The sequence below is a fragment of the Cohnella xylanilytica genome (assembly GCF_014212175.1).
GTDB classification, from domain to species: domain Bacteria; phylum Bacillota; class Bacilli; order Paenibacillales; family Paenibacillaceae; genus Cohnella; species Cohnella xylanilytica.
The window spans coordinates 1-16,588 of sequence record NZ_JACJVR010000118.1 but is presented as its reverse complement, the minus strand read 5'-3'; the positions used below and the strand labels follow the sequence as shown (position 1 = coordinate 16,588).

The 16,588-nt window shown below is 66.6% G+C and carries 13 protein-coding genes, 1 pseudogene and 1 riboswitch; all 14 genes and pseudogenes read left to right on the top strand.

The features are described from left to right. Positions 1-496: 5-oxoprolinase subunit C family protein (locus tag H7B90_RS27860; protein WP_512699121.1), on the top strand; the 496-nt coding region annotated here is incomplete at its 5' end. A 17-nt stretch (positions 497-513) separates the two neighbouring features. Then, complete coding sequence (locus tag H7B90_RS27855) at positions 514-1,299, top strand: LamB/YcsF family protein (RefSeq protein WP_185139174.1); 786 nt, start codon at positions 514-516, stop codon at positions 1,297-1,299. Between the two features lie 191 nt (positions 1,300-1,490). Next, complete coding sequence (locus H7B90_RS27850) at positions 1,491-3,647, top strand: putative bifunctional diguanylate cyclase/phosphodiesterase (RefSeq protein WP_185139173.1); 2,157 nt, start codon at positions 1,491-1,493, stop codon at positions 3,645-3,647. Position 3,648: 1 nt separating this feature from the next. Next, the gene (locus H7B90_RS27845) at positions 3,649-4,047 is read left to right on the top strand and encodes a gamma-glutamylcyclotransferase family protein (RefSeq protein WP_185139172.1); all 399 of its coding nucleotides are present in this window, start codon (positions 3,649-3,651) and stop codon (positions 4,045-4,047) included. 305 nt (positions 4,048-4,352) lie between these two features. Continuing rightward, entirely contained in the window at positions 4,353-6,026 is a 1,674-nt protein-coding gene (locus H7B90_RS27840) for a copper resistance CopC/CopD family protein (protein ID WP_185139171.1), read from the top strand. 57 nt (positions 6,027-6,083) lie between these two features. Then, positions 6,084-6,932, top strand: coding sequence for a sensor histidine kinase (locus H7B90_RS27835; RefSeq protein WP_185139170.1), 849 nt, complete (start codon positions 6,084-6,086; stop codon positions 6,930-6,932). Then, positions 6,929-7,630, top strand: coding sequence for a response regulator (locus H7B90_RS27830; protein ID WP_185139169.1), 702 nt, complete (start codon positions 6,929-6,931; stop codon positions 7,628-7,630). Before H7B90_RS27835 ends, H7B90_RS27830 begins: the two co-directional genes overlap by 4 nt. Before the next feature lie 130 nt (positions 7,631-7,760). Further along, positions 7,761-8,378, top strand: a complete 618-nt coding sequence (locus tag H7B90_RS27825) for a YcnI family copper-binding membrane protein (RefSeq protein ID WP_185139168.1) — start codon at positions 7,761-7,763, stop codon at positions 8,376-8,378. Positions 8,379-9,415: 1,037 nt separating this feature from the next. After that, a riboswitch (TPP riboswitch) is annotated at positions 9,416-9,522 on the top strand. Positions 9,523-10,076: 554 nt separating this feature from the next. Further along, on the top strand, positions 10,077-11,840 hold the full coding sequence (thiC, locus tag H7B90_RS27820; protein WP_185139167.1) for a phosphomethylpyrimidine synthase ThiC: 1,764 nt from the start codon (positions 10,077-10,079) through the stop codon (positions 11,838-11,840). Next, a complete protein-coding gene (locus tag H7B90_RS27815; RefSeq protein WP_185139166.1) occupies positions 11,833-13,071 on the top strand; it encodes a ThiF family adenylyltransferase in 1,239 nt (412 codons plus the stop codon). The genes thiC and H7B90_RS27815 overlap by 8 nt, the downstream gene beginning before the upstream one ends. Then, a complete protein-coding gene (gene thiE, locus H7B90_RS27810; protein WP_246578672.1) occupies positions 13,058-13,933 on the top strand; it encodes a thiamine phosphate synthase in 876 nt (291 codons plus the stop codon). The genes H7B90_RS27815 and thiE overlap by 14 nt, the downstream gene beginning before the upstream one ends. A gap of 9 nt (positions 13,934-13,942) precedes the next feature. Beyond that, positions 13,943-14,713, top strand: a pseudogene (locus H7B90_RS27805) (thiazole synthase); the annotation flags it as partial. 281 nt (positions 14,714-14,994) lie between these two features. After that, on the top strand, positions 14,995-16,140 hold the full coding sequence (thiO, locus tag H7B90_RS27800) for a glycine oxidase ThiO (RefSeq protein WP_185139164.1): 1,146 nt from the start codon (positions 14,995-14,997) through the stop codon (positions 16,138-16,140). After that, positions 16,137-16,588 (top strand): bifunctional hydroxymethylpyrimidine kinase/phosphomethylpyrimidine kinase (locus H7B90_RS27795; protein WP_185139163.1); only part of this gene is annotated, 452 nt, incomplete at its 3' end. The genes thiO and H7B90_RS27795, both read left to right, overlap by 4 nt.

Here is a 16,588-nt window from a genome sequence, read left to right as displayed (position 1 = left end):
GGCCTGGGCGGCGCCGTCCGCGTTCGCGGAGGCGGCGAGAGTCGCGTCGCTGCCTCCGCCGGGAAGCGCGGCCGCGCTGCGGGCGCTGCCGGGCGTCGGCGCGGAGCGCTTCGCGGACGGCACGCGGCGGCTCTTCGCCGCGAGCGAATACGTCGTGCAGCCGGCGTCCGACCGGATGGGGCTCCGGCTGCAAGGCCCTCCCTTGCCGGCGGAGCGGCAAGGGGAGCTCTTGTCGCACGGCGTCGCGCCGGGCGCCGTGCAGGTGCCTGCGGACGGCCAGCCCATCGTGCTGGCCGCGGATTGCCAGCCGACGGGCGGCTATCCCGTCATCGCCCACGTCGCGAAGGCGGACCTGGACCTGCTGGCGCAACTGAGGCCCGGCGACAAATTGCGCTTCGAGCCGATCGGTCTGGAAGAAGCCCTGGAAGCGTATCGCGAAAACGAACGCCGGCACTCGCAGCTGGCGGCGGCGATTCGTCTCCGTTGGTTTGCTTGAATGAAGGAGGCAGCCTTATGGAACAAAATGAAACCGCCCGCTATGTCGACCTGAACGTCGACGTCGGCGAAGGGTTCGGCCCGTACCGGGTGGCCGACGACGAAGCGCTGCTGGACGCAGTCAGCTCCGCCAACGTCGCCTGCGGCTTCCATGCCGGCGATCCCTCTATCATGCGCCGCACGGTAGAGGCGTGCCTCGCCCGCGGCGTCGCGATCGGAGCCCATCCCGGGCTCCCCGATCTCCCCGGCTTCGGCCGCCGGGAGCTGGACGCGACCGCTTCGGAGATCGAGGACTGCGTCCTCTATCAGATCGGCGCGCTCGAAGCGTTCGTGCGCGCCGCCGGAGGCCGGCTCGCCCACGTGAAGCCGCACGGCGCGCTGTACCACATGGCCTCCCGCCGCCGGGACCTGGCGGAGGCCGTCGCTAGCGCCGTCCGCGCGCTGGGACCGGGGCTCGCCGTCGTCGGCCCGGCCGGCAGCGAGCTGCTGCTCGCGGCGGAAGCGGCGGGGCTGCGCCCCGTGCCCGAAGGCTTCGCCGACCGGGCCTATCTCGCCGATGGCAGCCTTGCCCCGCGGCGGCTGGCCGGGTCCGTCCTGGCGAGCCCGGACGAAGCGCTGGAGCAGACGCTGAGCCTGCTGCGAGCGGGCGAGGTCCGGGCGCTGGACGGGGGCACGGCCCGTGTGACGGCACGGACCGTCTGCCTGCACGGGGACACGCCCGGAGCGGCGGCGTTCGCGCTCGCCCTGCGCCGCGGGCTTGAAGCCCACGGGTACGAGATCCGCCCGTTGTCGACGGGGGCATAATTTGCTACGCGAGCGAGGCTAGATCGGGTATTTTCTCGTGGCGCCGGTTCCCGAGAACCCGAGCTATCTTGCACGACCGTTAGATGAGCCGCTTTTTCCAAATAAAAAAAAGGAGTAAACGGCGATTTTGTGGAATCAAGAATAAACGCAAACCATAATTATCCAACTTCACGGGATAGGGGGGGCGGATCGTGAGCTTGATTCGTACGGGAGAGCCGGAACGGCCGATCAACCGGGCCGAGGTGAAGACGATCGGGACCGTCGCGGTCGCCGGAGCGACGTTCGTGGTTCTCGGTTGGCTCGGCGGCCACAAGTCGCTTCGGCTGAGCGAGCATGCCGGCTTGGTCGCCCATTTGTCGCTGGAATCCGCCGCCTTCGGGTTATGTCTCGCCTTGCTCGTCCTGGGGTGGATGGTCTTCGTCCCGACCTTATGCCGGCACCGGCTGTCCACCGCCGCGCTGTTCGCTTGCGTCGGCATCCTCGACCTCATGCACGCCTTCAGCCTGCCGGGCATGCCCCTCTACGACGAGGCGGCGGGAGAAGCCCGCTCGCTGCTGCTGCAATGGATCTCGCAAGGGCTTGGCGCCGCCGGCCTGCTCCTGATCATGTCGGTTCCGAATCGGTCCGTCAAGCCGGGCGCAAGACGCTATGCCGGCGTCGCGATCGCGGCCGTCGCGGCGGGCGCGGCGGCGTTCGCCTTCGGCGCGGAGGGGCTGAAGCCGCAATCGCTGGAGCCGTACCGCGCGGTCCAATCCGCCGTCGTGCTGCTGCTTTACGCCGCCGCGGCCGCGACCATCCTGTACCGCAACCGCAAGGAGCGGCCTCAAGCGATGCTCACCATCGTCCAGGCGCTCGTCTGGCTGTTCGCGGCCAAGCTGGAGCAGTCGCTCGGCACGGGGCTGAGTGACACCGGCGGGCTTCTGGCCGAGGCGTACAAGCTGCCCGGCTACTACTTTTTGCTTAAAGGAATCTACTTCGTCCTGATCGAAGAGCCGTACAAGAGGCAGAAAAAAGCCGAGTCCCGCATTCGCTATATGGCCTATCACGACGAGCTGACGGGTCTTCCGAACCGTCGCCTGCTCTCGGAGAAGCTCGTCGCCATGATGCGAGGCGGCGAGGGCGAGGGGAACGGCCGGTTCGCCCTGCTGTGGCTCGATGTCGACCGGTTCAAGACGATCAACGATTCGATGGGGCATTCCTTCGGAGACCGCGTTCTCGTGGAGGTGGCCCGAAGGCTGCAGGATTTCCGGTCCGGGCGGGGCGACGTATTCCGGATGGGCGGAGACGAGTTCACGGTGCTGCTGCACGAGCTGGCGGACGAATCGGAAGCGGAGAGACGCGCCCAGCAGCTGCTCGAGAGGTTCGAGGCCCCCATCCGGATCGGCTCCTCCCTTTATCACCTCACCGTCAGCATCGGCGTCGTGCAGTATCCGGGCGACGGGGAGACGCTGGAGCAGCTGCTGCAGAACGCCGACACGGCGATGTACGGCGCGAAGGAAGTGCGGAACTCGTGGCGCAAATACGCGCCCGACATGAACGGGAAGGCGAAGGAGAGGCTCCAGCTCGAGAACGAGCTGCGGCTGGCGCTCGAAGCCGGGCAGTTCAAGCTGGAGTACCAGCCGCTCGTCGATCTGGAGCTCGGCGAGCTCGTCGGAGCCGAGGCGCTGGTTCGCTGGAATCATCCGGAGCGCGGGCTTATTCCGCCCTCCGAATTCATTCCCCTCTGCGAGGAGACCGGGTTTATCCTGCCGCTCGGGGAATGGGTGCTGCGCACCGCTTGCCGCCAAGCGGCCGAATGGCAAGCGGAAGGCCATCGTCCGCTCGTCCTCTCGGTGAACCTGTCGATCCGGCAGTTCCGCCAGCACGATCTGTGCGAACGGATTCGCGACGTGCTGGCCGAGACCGGGCTCGCGCCAAGGTGGCTCGATCTGGAGATTACCGAGAGCATCATGGCGGACGCGGACTACGCCGCCGACATGCTGGAGCGGCTGAAGGGGCTCGGCGTCCATATCAGCATCGACGACTTCGGAACGGGCTACAGCTCGCTCCACTACTTGAAGAGGTTCCCCATCGACAAGCTGAAGATCGACCGTTCCTTCGTCAGCGACGTCCTGCACGACCGCAACGACGCGGCGATCGTGTCGGGCATATCCGCGATGGCGCGGAACCTGAACCTCGCCGTCACGGCCGAAGGCGTCGAGAACGAGGGCCAGGTCGCCTTCCTTCGCGAGCAGCGCTGCAAGCAGGCGCAAGGCTATTATTTCTCCCGGCCGGTAGGGCCGGAGAGGTTCGTGCATTTGTTCGGCAAGGAATTGAGCGAGATGTCGGCGGCGGCTTCGGGGGGATAACGTGAATTTGTTCGTATACGGCACGCTGCTTCCGCAGTTCAAGCAGCACGGATTGATTCGGGCTTACGTCAAGCCGGGAGCCCGACCGGGAAGGGTCCGGGGAAGGCTGGTCGACGTCGGGGAGTACCCGGCGCTCGTGCCGGGCCGCCTGGCCCCGGAAGGCTTCGTCCGGGGCATATGGTTCGACATCGACCGCGAAGGCCTCGCCGTCGCGGACGAATACGAGCAGTTCGCCGGAATCGAAGAGGACAACGATTACGAACGGGTCTGGATCGCGGACGCGGACGATCCGTCTCTGCGCGGCTGGACGTACGCGTGGAGCGACGCGCGGGGACGGCCGTACGAGGCCGGGGAATGGTGGCCGGACATTCGGCAGGCCAAGCTGGAAGGGAACGCGTGAGCAAAAGAGGGCTTCTTTGCCGGATTCGCGAACGAACAAACCGCCGCATGGCTCTTAGGGGGCCCAAGGCGGTTTTTTGTCGTTTATGGGCGATACTTTCCAAGCCGCCCCGCCGCGGCCTTATTGTCCATCGATTGTTCACGGGATCGTCCCCCGCCGCAGTTGAACGAGACCCCGGTTCGCGATACGATGGGAGGAGCGAATGCGGTCCATTTCCAGATTCCGGGAGCGATCCGTTCCCGATCGCCTTAGAAGAGCCGCATTTTTACGGAAACGGCAAGCTCAAGGAGGTTTCGATAGAGATCATGTCTACCCGTCTCGCCACCCTTCGTCCGCGCGCCTCCCGGCCGCGGATCGCCCGATATGCCGCGCCGCTGCTGGCGGCGCTTCTGCTGCTTCTGGCGCTAGCGCCGGGAGCGGCCAGCGCCCACGCCGTCCTGGAGCGGGCGACTCCCGCCCAGGACGACCGCCTGCAGGAGAGCCCGTCTTACGTCGAAGTCCTGTTCAACGAGAGGCTCGACTCTTCGGCGAGCAACAAGCTGCGCGTGCTCGACAGCTCCTCCCGCTCGGTGACGAGCGCGAAGGCGGAGCGGATCGAGCAGGGCAAAGGCCTTAGACTGGCATTGCCCAAGCTGAAGGAAGACCACTACACGGTCTCCTACGAAGTCATCTCCGCGGACGGCCACCCGGTATCGGGAGCCTACGTGTTCACGGTCGGCAACCCGCCGGGGCTTCCGGACTCGGGCAGCCTCGATCCGCACGAGCAGATCGGGCATTCCGGCCACGAGCACGGCGGCGCGAACGACCTGACGACGCAGTCGTTCCTGCTGTACGCTTCCCGCATCGTTTACTACGCCGGCCTGCTCGGCCTCGTCGGGCTGATCCTCTGGAGCTTGCAGCGAAGCGCCGCTCCGGCCGTCCGCGACGCCCGCGAGGCGGCGATCGGCTTCGCCGGCAAGTTCGCCCTGTGCGCGACGCTCGCCTACACGGCGCTCAGCCTGCAGAACCTGGCTCAAGGAGAGCCGCTCTCGGAATGGGGGCGCATCCTGACCCAGACGACGGTCGGCAAGCTGTACGCGGCCGGCCTTCTGCTGGCGCTGGCCGCTCCTCTTCTTCGCGGGCTCGGGCTGTCGGCTCGCCTGTTCTGGGCGGCGGTGGCGCTGTTCGTGGAAGCCTGGAACGGGCACGCCGCGGCTTTTGATCCGATCTCCTACGCCGTGGCGCTCGACTTCGCCCACTTGGCAGCGGCGTCGCTATGGGCCGGCGGTCTCGTGCTGCTGCTGCTCGTCTGGCGGAAGGAGAGGCCCGAGGCGGGGAGATTCGCGATGCTTTTCTCCAGATGGGCGCTTCTCTCCTTCATTTTGCTCTGGGCGACCGGGGTGCTGAGCACGTTCGTCTTCCTGCCGTCGCTCGGCTACTTGCTGTACACCGCCTGGGGCACGTGGCTGCTCGCCAAGGCGGCCTTGACGCTGCTCGTCGTCGTGACCGCGTTCCTCATCCGGCTGCGTCTGCGCAAAGGGAACCTTCCGCACGGCGCCATGCTGCGGGCGGACGTCGGGCTGCTCGCGGCCATCGTTTTCGTCGTCGGCATTCTGACCTATCAGAACCCGCTGCCCGCGAACGAGCCGCTCCATTATCACGAGATGGGCACCGACATGCACCTGACGCTGCGCATTACGCCCAACGCTCCGGGAGACAACGCCGTCACGCTGAAGGTATGGCTGCCCGAGAAGACGGGGATGCCGAAGAAGACGGTGCTTCGCCTGCAGCCGATCGACCGCAAGGACGTCGGCTTCATCGAAGTGCCGCTCGAGCCTTACCAGGACGACGAGATCGACGACTTCCCCGAATTCGTGAAGGCGACCTACAAGGCCCAAGGACCGTATTTGCCGTTCGCGGGCAAGTGGGAAGCGCAAATCCGGGTGACGGATTCCAAAGACAACGAACTCGTGAAGTCGACGACCTTCCGGATTTATTGACCGGTTGGCGGGTCTTGCTTCGCGCCTCCCGCCGAGGACGAAAGGTGAAGGATTCGCATGCGCAATCGCGACCGAAGGATCAAATGGCTTATCCTATGGATTCCGACGATCACCATCGGGCTGTGGGAGTATATCCGCCATGCTTTTCTGCTCCCGTACATGACGATGGAGCTCGGCAACTTCCTCGCTCCGTTCATCGTGCTGGCCGTCACCCTAGCCCTCGTGCCCGGCCTGTTCCGCCGCCTCGAGGAGTCGCAGGAAGCTCTCCGACGCGAGAAAACGACCAACGCCGCTCTCGAAGAGAGGGAGCGGCTCGCGAGGGTGCTGCACGACGGCATCGCCCAGTCGTTGTTCCTGCTTGCGGTCAAGCTGGACCAGCTTGACCGGACGGCGTCGGACGAGCCGGTGCGCAAGCTGGCCGCCGAGCTCAGGCAGACCGTCCGCGACGTGAACGACGACGTCCGGCAGGCGATCGCCAATCTGCAGCAGCCTCCGTCCGCGGAGGAGGCCGCTTGGGTCGTGCCGCTTCGCCAGCTGCTCGGCGAGACGGCGGGCGTTCTCGAAGCGAAGGCCGAATTCCGCTGGAGCATCCCCGACGACGGCTTGACCAACAAGGAGAAGGTCGAGCTGCACGCTTGCCTCCGCGAAGCGCTTGTCAACGTGCGCAAGCACGCCAAGGCGAGCGAGGTGCTCGTCGTCGGGGAGCCGACGCCGCAAGGCGGCTTCCGCTGCGCCGTCGAGGACGACGGCGTCGGCTTCCCGGGCGATCCGCTGGCGTCGCCGGGCCGGTTCGGCCTGCGGATGGTCCGGGACCGCGCCCGGCGCATGGGCTGGACGTTCGCGGCGGAACGCCGGGGACGCCGCACCGTCGTGGAATTGACGAAGGAAGGGAAGAGGGACGCATGAACCAACCGTTCCGGGTCATGCTGGTCGACGACCATAAGCACGCCCGCCAGGGGATGAGGGAGATCGTCTCCGAGGGGGACGACTTCGCCGTCGTGGCCGAGGCGGCGAGCGGGGAAGAGGCGCTCGAACTCATGCAGCGGGCCGCCCCTGAGCTGATCCTGATGGACATCTCCATGCCCGGCATGGGAGGGCTCGAGGCGGCCAAAGCGATCAAGAGCGCCTATCCCGAGGTGAAGATCGTCATCGTCACCGTCTCCGACGATCCCGCGCATCTGTTCGAAGCGCTGAAGAAGGGCGCCCAAGGCTATCTGCTCAAAAACCTCAATCCTTCCGCCTGGCGCGAATATTTGCGGGCGATCGCCTACGACGAGGCGCCGCTCAATCCGGATCTCGCGCTGTCCATCCTGCGCGAGTTTGCCGCTCGTTCCCAAGGGAGCGAATCCGCGCTTAAGGGCCGTTCCTCTCCCGCACACGAGCAGGACGATGGGCTCTATCGCGAAGGATTGACGCAGCGCGAGAAGCAGATCTTGCAGGAGGTCGCCCGCGGCCGGAAAAACCGCGAGATCGCGTCGGAGCTCGGCTTGTCGGAGCATACCGTCAAGAACCATCTCAAGAACATTTTGCAGAAGCTGCACCTGGACAACCGCGTCCAACTGACCCGGTACGCTTACGAACGCGGGATGGTCGATCCCGAGTAACCCGATTGTTTTTGCAAAATTGTCACCGATTCGGAGGCTCGCTAGCCCTTTCTAGTCATGCGGGCGGCTCCGCGCAAGTCTATACTGGGAACATCTCGAATCGAATTCCGAAAGGTCGGTTGATGTTCTCATGAAAAAAAGCGTATCGATTATGCTCGTGCTATTCCTGGCGCTGGGCTTCGCAGGTGTTGCCAGCGCGCACGTCACGGTGCAGCCGAAGGAAGTGCCGGCGGGCTCTTATCAAGTCTTCACGCTTCGCGTGCCTTCCGAGAAGGAGGCGGCGACGACTCAGGTGAAGGTAGAAGTTCCCGACGGAGTGGAAGTGAGCCGCTTCGAGCCGAAGGCCGGCTGGACGTACGAGACCGAGAAAAACGCCGACGGCAAAATCACTTCCTTCACCTGGAAAGCGGAAGGAAACGGGCTCGGCGCCGACGAGTTCGGCCAATTCAACTTCCAGGGCAAAGTCGCGGACGACGCCAAGGAGCTGTCCTGGAAAGCTCACCAGACCTACTCCGACGGCAGCGTCGTCGACTGGACCGGCGCGCCCGACGCCGACACGCCGGCCTCCGTCACGACGGTCACCGCCGCAGTAGCCGGCGGAGACGGTCACGGAGCCTCTTCTGCGGCCGCCTCCCCGGCCGACGAATCCGATGGCCGCGACCCGCTGACGCTCGGACTCGCGATCGCGGGCCTCGCCGCCGGCGTGCTGGCCCTCCTCGTCGCCCTTCTTCGCCGCCGCAAGGCCTAAGCCGCTCACAGCTTCTTCAAACAGCACATCTCAGGAACTCTCCGGTTGGAGGGTTCCTCTTTTTGTCTCCTCCTATCACTATCCCATCTGTTCAGTAATCGAGAAAAATCGGGGTCATGCCACTATCCCATCGACTCAGGGGAGGGGAAGAAGCGAAGACATGCCACAATCCCACTAGCTCAGGGAAGGGGAACAAGCGGAGAGATACCACTATCCCACCGGCTCAGGGGAAGGGAACAAGCGAGGACATACCCCTATCCCTCTAGCTCAGGGGATGGGAACTGAGAAGACATACCCCTATCCCTCCGGCTTAGGGGATGGGAACTGAGAAGACATACCCCTATCCCTCCGGCTCAGGGGATGGGAACTGCGAAGACATCCCCCTATCCCTCTGGCTCAGGGGAAGGGAACAAGCGAGGACATGCCCTTATCCCTCCGGCTCAGGAGAAGGGAACAAGCGGGTACATCCCCCTATCCCTCTGTCTCAGGGGCGAGAATAAGCGGGGGTATCCAAGTTTCCCCAAATGTTTGTGGAGATAGAAGCTAACAGCTGAATTACGAATTTATATGCGGGGTGGACGGTTCTGAGCGAAGGGGATATTGGGATGTTAGGGTGAAGAATGGAATCTATTCATAGGCTCCTTCCAGGCGAGTGAGTTCGACATGGATGTTCCTTTCTTTTCCAGGCATGCGAGGACTGTCCTGAACGGAAGGGATAGTGGGAGGTACCGAGGTGAAGGAAATATACGGTGTGCGAAGCGAAGGGAGAGCGGATCCCTGAACGGAGGGGATAATGGCCTGTGACGAGGAAAGGCGAATTACTAAGCGCGGAATGGCGGGAGGATTGGAATGGGCAGAGGGACGGTGGGCAAAGAGGCTGGCTGAACGGACCTGCCTGAGCGGACCTGTCTGAGCGGACCTGTCTGAGCGGACCTGCCCTGAGCGAATGGGATAAACGGATGTGCCGGGAAAAAGTAAGGCCAGCGGAAAAACGAAGGTTGACAGCTTCTTCCTCGGAGTGTACAGTGATGGTTAGGAATTTCCACTAGGGGCGCCCGCAAGGGCTGAGATAAGGCGACACCGCCTTGGTCCCTTAGAACCTGATCTGGGTCATGCCAGCGTAGGAAAGTGGACAATGTGCGTACATAGGCGCGTACAAGGAACGCAGAGGGAACTCGCGTCTCGAACGGCGGCAAGAAGCGGAAGCCATCGAATCGGCTTCTGGCGACACGCCCCGGCTCGGGAATACGCGGCACCCGGTCCTTGCGATCGTGCCTGATCTATCGACACATTCAGCCGCTCCTTCCGGGGGCGGCTTTTTTTCGATGGGGCGGCCGGAATCTGCCGCACCCGTCGGAGAAACGGCGAATCAATCGTCCGGCGTTCAGCCGGGAAATGCGCAAGCTCGGCCGCCGGCATCATGCCGTTCGGTCCGGAGCGGGGCGGGAGATAACGGTCGGCGTCGGATGAGTCCGGCGGGGGTATGGGCGAAGCGGCGATCGAAGCCGGCGACCCGGCCGCCGCGGGCAATCCGGCGGAATGGGAACGAACGTCGGCCCGCAAGGCCCGTCTCAGCCGATCTTCCCGCCGCGCTTCCTGCGCGAGCGCGCTCGAACGATTTTCGCCGACCCGTCTACGTCCTCGTCCGATCGCGGCCTCCTAGGGAGATTCCAATTTCCCCTTTGGAGGTCTTTTCTTATGCCTATTTTGACGACGCCGCTGCCCGGAAGCCGCAAAACGTACATCTCCGGTTCCCGTCCCGACATTCTCGTGCCGATGCGCGAGATCGCGCTGGAAGCGAGCCGCGACCGAAGCGGCCGCGAGACGCCGAACGAGCCCGTACGCGTCTACGACTCGAGCGGGCCTTATACGGACGAGACCTACGAAGCCGACATTCGCCGGGGGCTGCCCGGCTTGCGCGAGAGCTGGATTGCCGAACGGGACGATACGGAGACGTACGAGGGACGCGAGGTGAAGCCCGAGGACAACGGGTTCGCGACAGAGGAGAGCGCCGGCAGAAAAGGAGCGGAAACGTTCCCCGGGCTGAAGCGCCTTCCCCGCCGGGCGAAAAGCGGGCGCAACGTGACGCAGCTGCATTACGCGCGCAAGGGGATCGTCACGCCGGAGATGGAGTTCATCGCCATCCGCGAAGGGATGAACCCGGAGTTCGTGCGCGAGGAGGTGGCCGCCGGAAGGGCGGTCATTCCGGCCAACGTCAATCATCCGGAGAGCGAACCGATGATTATCGGCCGTCATTTTCACGTGAAGATTAACGCGAATATCGGCAATTCGGCCGTCGCTTCCTCCATCGACGAGGAAGTGGAGAAGATGACGTGGGCGACCCGGTGGGGGGCCGACACGATCATGGACCTCTCGACCGGCAAAAACATCCACACGACGAGAGAATGGATCGTCCGCAACTCGCCCGTTCCCGTCGGGACGGTGCCGATCTACCAGGCGCTCGAGAAGGTCGGCGGCAAAGCGGAGGAGCTGAGCTGGGAGGTGTTCCGGGATACGCTGATCGAACAGGCCGAGCAGGGCGTCGACTACTTCACCATTCATGCCGGCGTGCTGCTGCGGTACATTCCGCTCACGGCCAAGAGGGTCACGGGTATCGTCTCCCGCGGCGGCTCGATCATGGCGGCCTGGTGTCTTGCCCACCACAAGGAGAATTTCCTGTACACGCATTTCGAGGAGATCTGCGAGATTATGAAGGCGTACGACGTGACGTTCTCGCTCGGGGACGGCCTCCGGCCGGGCTCGATCGCCGACGCCAACGACGAAGCGCAGTTCGCGGAGCTCGACACGCTCGGCGAGCTGACGGACATCGCCTGGAAGCATGACGTGCAGGTGATGATCGAAGGACCGGGCCACGTCCCGATGCACCTGATCAAGGAGAACGTCGATCGGCAAATGGAGGTGTGCAAGGAAGCCCCGTTCTACACGCTCGGGCCGCTGACGACCGATATCGCGCCGGGCTACGACCATCTGACGAGCGCGATCGGCGCGGCGATGATCGGCTGGTTCGGGACGGCGATGCTGTGCTACGTCACCCCGAAGGAGCATCTCGGGCTGCCGAACCGGGAGGACGTGAAGGAGGGCGTCATCGCCTACAAAATCGCCGCGCACGCCGCCGACCTGGCCAAAGGCCATCCGCGGGCGAGGGTGCGGGACGACGCGCTGTCCAAGGCGCGCTTCGAATTCCGCTGGCGCGACCAGTTCCATCTGTCGCTCGATCCGGAGCGGGCGATGGCGTACCACGACGAGACGCTGCCCGCGGAAGGGGCGAAGACGGCCCATTTCTGCTCGATGTGCGGGCCGAAGTTCTGCAGCATGCGGATCACGCAGGATATCCGCGAATACGCGTCGGAGCGGGGGCTCGATTCGGCCGAGGCGATCGACGCCGGCATGAAAGAGAAGGCCGAAGCGTTCAAGGCGGCGGGGAGCAATCTTTATGCCTGAGACCGCGGAACGCGAGACGGAGGCTGCGGAGGAGAGATATTCCCGCCAAATCCGGTTCGCCCCGATCGGCGCGGAAGGGCAGAGGCGGCTGCGCGAGTCGTCGGTGCTCATCGTCGGCGTCGGAGCGCTCGGCTCGTCGCTCGCCATGCAGATGGCGAGGGCTGGCGTCGGCACGCTGAAGCTCGCCGACCGCGATTACGTCGAGCCGAGCAACCTGCAGCGGCAATCGCTGTTCGACGAGGAGGACGCGCGGTCCGCGCTGCCGAAAGCCGTCGCGGCGGCGGCCCGGCTGCGGCGAATCAACGGCGCCGTCCGCGTCGAGCCGTACGTGACGGAAGTGAATTCGCGCACGGCGGATGCGCTGCTGGAAGGCGTCGGGCTCGTCCTCGACGGGACGGACAACGCCCGGACGCGGATCGCGCTAAGCGACGCGTGCTTCGCGAAGGGAATCCCGCTGCTGTACGGCGGGGTGACCGGCTCCGAGGCGACGGGCGCCGCGCTCGTGCCGGGTGAGTCGGCGTGCCTCCGCTGTCTGATCGGCGGGGAGGAGGCCGCGGAGCCGGAGCGGACGTGCGAGACGGCCGGGGTTATTTACCCGGCGGTCGAGTTCGCGGCGTCGCTGCAGGCGGCCGAGGCGCTGAAATGGCTGACGGGCAACCGCTCGGCGCTGCGGCGCACCTGGCTGACGGCCGACGTGTGGGATTTCCGCGTGCGGGAAGCGGGGCTTCCCGGGGGGCGGAGGGAGTGCCCTTATTGCGGCGAGGGCGCGCTGCGGGCGCCATCGGGTGTTGGAGCTTGCCGGAGTCAGGAGCCGAGGATAGAGCCGGGCGCCGAGCCGGGCTGCGGCGGGGACGACCCTGGATACGAAGGAGACGATCGGGGACCCGCAGGAGACGAACCTGGCTTTGCAGAAGACGGCCCGGGCGCTCCGATGACGACCGTTCTGTGCGGCAGGGACACCATTCAGGTGACGACCGGATGGGAGCTGTCGCTGAGGCAAGGGGAGGAGCGGCTGCGCGCCCGAGGCTGCGAGCTGACGGCGAGCAACCCTTATCTGGTCCGGGCGACGGTGCCGGAAGGCGAGCGGCTTGTTCTTTTCGGAGACGGCCGGGTTCTCGTCCAAGGCGCGGCTGACGCCGGGAGAGCCGTCGGGCTGTGCCGGAAGTACCTGATGGACCGGGCGGAGACGGAGAGGGGCAACGGAAGGAGCGAGAAGAGTGACGAGCATTAACGACTGCAAGCTGTATGTGATAACCGGCGAAAATTATCACCGCGGCCGGGAGCTGCTGGACGTCATGGAAGCGGCGATCCGGGGCGGCGCGGATATCGTGCAGCTTCGGGATAAAGATGCGGCGCCGGCGGAGCTGCTGGAGAAGGCTCGCGCGCTGCGGGAATTGACGAGGCGGCTCGGCGTCCTTTTTATCGTCAACGACCATCCGGGGATCGCCCTCGAGTCGGACGCCGACGGGGTGCATCTCGGGCAGGACGATCTGCCGATCGAGGACGCCAGGAGGATGCTCGGCCCGGAGAGGATCGTCGGCATCTCGACGCATTCGATCGCGCAGGCGCGTGCGGCGGAGAAGGCGGGGGCCGATTACATCGGAGTAGGCCCCGTGTTCCCGACCGGGACGAAGCCGGGACGCGCGGCGGTCACGACGGCCTACGTCGCGGAAGCGGCGGCGGAGATTCGCATTCCGTTATTCGCGATCGGGGGCATCCATCCGGGCAACGCGGACGAGGTGCTGGCCGCCGGGGCGAAGCGGCTATGCGCGGTGTCGGCCGTCGTCGGCAGCCCCGACCCGGCCGCGGTCTGCCGCGACTTGCGCGAGCGGATCGAGCGGCGCTGGGGCGGCGGGCTTGGCCGCGGCGAGAGCGATGGAGCGAGGCAGGCGGCGACTTCGATCGTCTTGAACGGCCGGCCCGGGACGACCGCCGCCGCGACGCTGCTCGGGCTGGCCGAGGAGCTGAGCCTGGGAGAGAAGCGGGTCGTGGCCGAGCGCAACGGGGTCGTGGTGCCCCGCGCCGCCTGGCCGGAGACGGAGGTCGCCGAAGGGGACCGGATCGAATTCGTTCATTTCGTGGGAGGAGGCTGAGAAGAGGACATGGCACACGAAGACAATGCGGCTGACGCTCTCGAGATCGGGGGGACGAGGCTTCGCTCCCGTTTTTTCCTGGGGACGGGACGTTATCCGAGCCCGGCGGTCATGCTCGGAGCGCTGGAAGCGTCCGGCGCGCAGGTGATCACGTTCGCCGTCCGGCGGGTCAATCTGGAGAGCGTGGAGGACGACTCCATCCTTCTCCACCTGGCGGACCGGGGAGACTTGATCTACTTGCCGAACACGTCCGGGGCGGGCAACGCGGACGAGGCGGTCCGGATCGCTCGGCTGGCGCGGGAGGCCGGACTGGGCAACTGGGTGAAGGTGGAGATCAGCGCCAACCCGCGCACGCTGCTGCCCGATCCGATCGAGACGCTGCGGGCGACGGAGAGGCTGGCGAAGGAAGGCTTCGTCGTGCTTCCTTACGCTTCGGACGACCCGATTCTGTGCAAAAGGCTGGAGGAAGCCGGGGCGAGCGCGGTCATGCCGGGCGGCTCTCCGATCGGGACGGGGCTCGGCATTCTGAACCCGTACCATCTCGGCCTGATCGTCGAGGACGCCCGCGTGCCGGTCATCGTCGACGCGGGACTCGGCTCGGCGGCGGACGCGGCGCAAGCGATGGAGCTGGGAGCGGACGGCGTGCTGGCGAACACGCCGGTCGCCAAGGCGCGGGACCCGATCGCGATGGCCAGGGCGATGCGGCTGGCGCTGGAAGCCGGCCGGCTGTCCCGGCTGGCCGGCCGCATCCCGCGCAAGCGGTACGCGACGGCGAGCAGCGAGCCGGAGGGCCGGCTGTTCGGCGCGCCGGCGGAAGGCGGAGAGGCTAGCGGGGAAGGCGTTGCGGCGGGAGCCGGACGGGGCGCGAGCGGCGATGCGGCGGGGACCGGACGGGGCATGAGCGGCGATGCGGCGGGGACCGGACGGGGCGCGAGCAGCGATGCGGCGGGGACCGAACGGAGTCCAAGCGGCGATGCGGCAGAGGCCGGCAGGAGTGCAAGCGGCGGTGCGCCGGATGAAGGCAAGGCGGCAACCGGTACCGCCGCCGGAGGGCGGACCCGATGAGCGCGGCTTCGGTTCTCATCGTCGGCGGGGGCATTATCGGGCTGTCGAGCGCCTTCGAAGCCGCGTCGCGCGGGTTCGCCGTGACGGTGCTGGAGCGCGGCGAGTTCGGCGGCCAGGCCTCCGGCGCGGCGGCGGGCATGCTCGCTCCATACTCCGAGAACGGGGAGGGGCCGGACGCTTTTTTCCGGCTCTGCCTCGAGAGCTTGCGGCTCTACCCGGAGTGGGTGAGCCGGGTGGAGTACGCTTCGGGCCGGAAGGTCGAGTGGCTGCGAACCGGCAGCCTTCATGCGGCCTTGCACGAAGCGGACCTGCTGCCGCTGCGGACGCGCGAGGCGTGGCAGCGGCGGTTCGGCGCCGTCGAGTACGCGGACGGCGACGCCTTGCGCGGGCTCGAGCCCGCGCTGCACGGGCGGGCCATCGCGGCGCTCTATTGCCCGGAGGAGAGCCACGTGCACGCCCCCAAGCTGGTGTCGGCGCTGGAGCAGGCTTGCCGCAACCTCGGCGTGCGCCTTGTGCCCCGCGCGGGCGAGGTTGCCGCGCTGGACGCCGACGGGCAGGGCGTGCGCGTGGCGACGTCGGCGGCGGGCGCCTATGCCGCCGACGCCGCCGTCTGGTGCGCGGGCGCCTGGAGCGGGACGCACGAGGCGCTGCTGGGCATTCCCGTCCCCGTGCACCCGATCCGGGGGCAGATCTGCGCGTACGAGACGCCTCCGGTCGACGTTCGGCATATGGTTTTCTCGTCGCAGGCGTATTGGGTACGGAAGGCGGACGGCAGCCTCGTGTGCGGCGCTTCGGAGGACGTCTCCGGCTTCGACCGCAGCGTCACCGATGCGGGCATCGGCCGGCTCGTCCGGTGGAGCGGAAGGATGTTCCCTTCGCTCGCGGGAACGGTCCCGGATCGGCGCTGGGCCGGACTGCGGCCGGCGACGCTCGACGGCTGGCCGCTGCTCGGCCCGCTGCCGGGGAGGTCCCGCATCTTCGCGGCGACGGGGCATTACCGCAACGGCATCCTGCTCAGCCCGGTTACCGCCGCCGCGGTCGGCGAATGGCTGGGCGAGGGCGGCGGGAGCGCGCCCGCCCGGCTCGCGCCGTTCGCGCCGGACCGGTTCGTCCGACTCGGGAACGCGGAGGCTGCGCGATGAGCGAGCGCGAGCGGCGCCTGTCCGGAAGCGCTCGCAGCCTGGGCGTCGCCGAAGGACCGCCGCCCCCGCGCGCGCTGACGATCGCCGGTTCCGACTCCGGCGGCGGCGCAGGCATCCAGGCGGACCTGAAGACGTTCCAGGAGCTCGGCGTCTTCGGCATGAGCGCCGTGACGGCGTTGACCGCGCAGAACAGCCTCGGCGTGCAGAGGATCGAAGCCGTCTCGCCGGACATGGTCGAGGCGCAGCTGGACAGCGTGCTCGGCGACATCGGCGCCGACGCGGCGAAGACGGGCATGCTGCCGACGGCGGCGATCGTCGAAGCTGCGGCGTCGGCGCTCCGGCGGTACGGCGTGTCCCGGCTCGTCGTCGACCCGGTCCGTTCCGCCAAGGACGGCAGCGAGCTGAGCGGAGGCGAGGCGTTCAAGGCGATGAAGGAGAAGCTGCTGCC

Coding starts and splice junctions, on each gene's coding strand:
- H7B90_RS27855 (WP_185139174.1), top strand. CDS start 514: ATGGAACAAAATGAAACCGCCCGCTATGTCGACCTGAACGTCGACGTC.
- H7B90_RS27840 (WP_185139171.1), top strand. CDS start 4,353: ATGTCTACCCGTCTCGCCACCCTTCGTCCGCGCGCCTCCCGGCCGCGG.
- H7B90_RS27835 (WP_185139170.1), top strand. CDS start 6,084: ATGCGCAATCGCGACCGAAGGATCAAATGGCTTATCCTATGGATTCCG.
- H7B90_RS27830 (WP_185139169.1), top strand. CDS start 6,929: ATGAACCAACCGTTCCGGGTCATGCTGGTCGACGACCATAAGCACGCC.
- H7B90_RS27825 (WP_185139168.1), top strand. CDS start 7,761: ATGAAAAAAAGCGTATCGATTATGCTCGTGCTATTCCTGGCGCTGGGC.
- thiC (WP_185139167.1), top strand. CDS start 10,077: ATGCCTATTTTGACGACGCCGCTGCCCGGAAGCCGCAAAACGTACATC.
- H7B90_RS27815 (WP_185139166.1), top strand. CDS start 11,833: ATGCCTGAGACCGCGGAACGCGAGACGGAGGCTGCGGAGGAGAGATAT.
- thiO (WP_185139164.1), top strand. CDS start 14,995: ATGAGCGCGGCTTCGGTTCTCATCGTCGGCGGGGGCATTATCGGGCTG.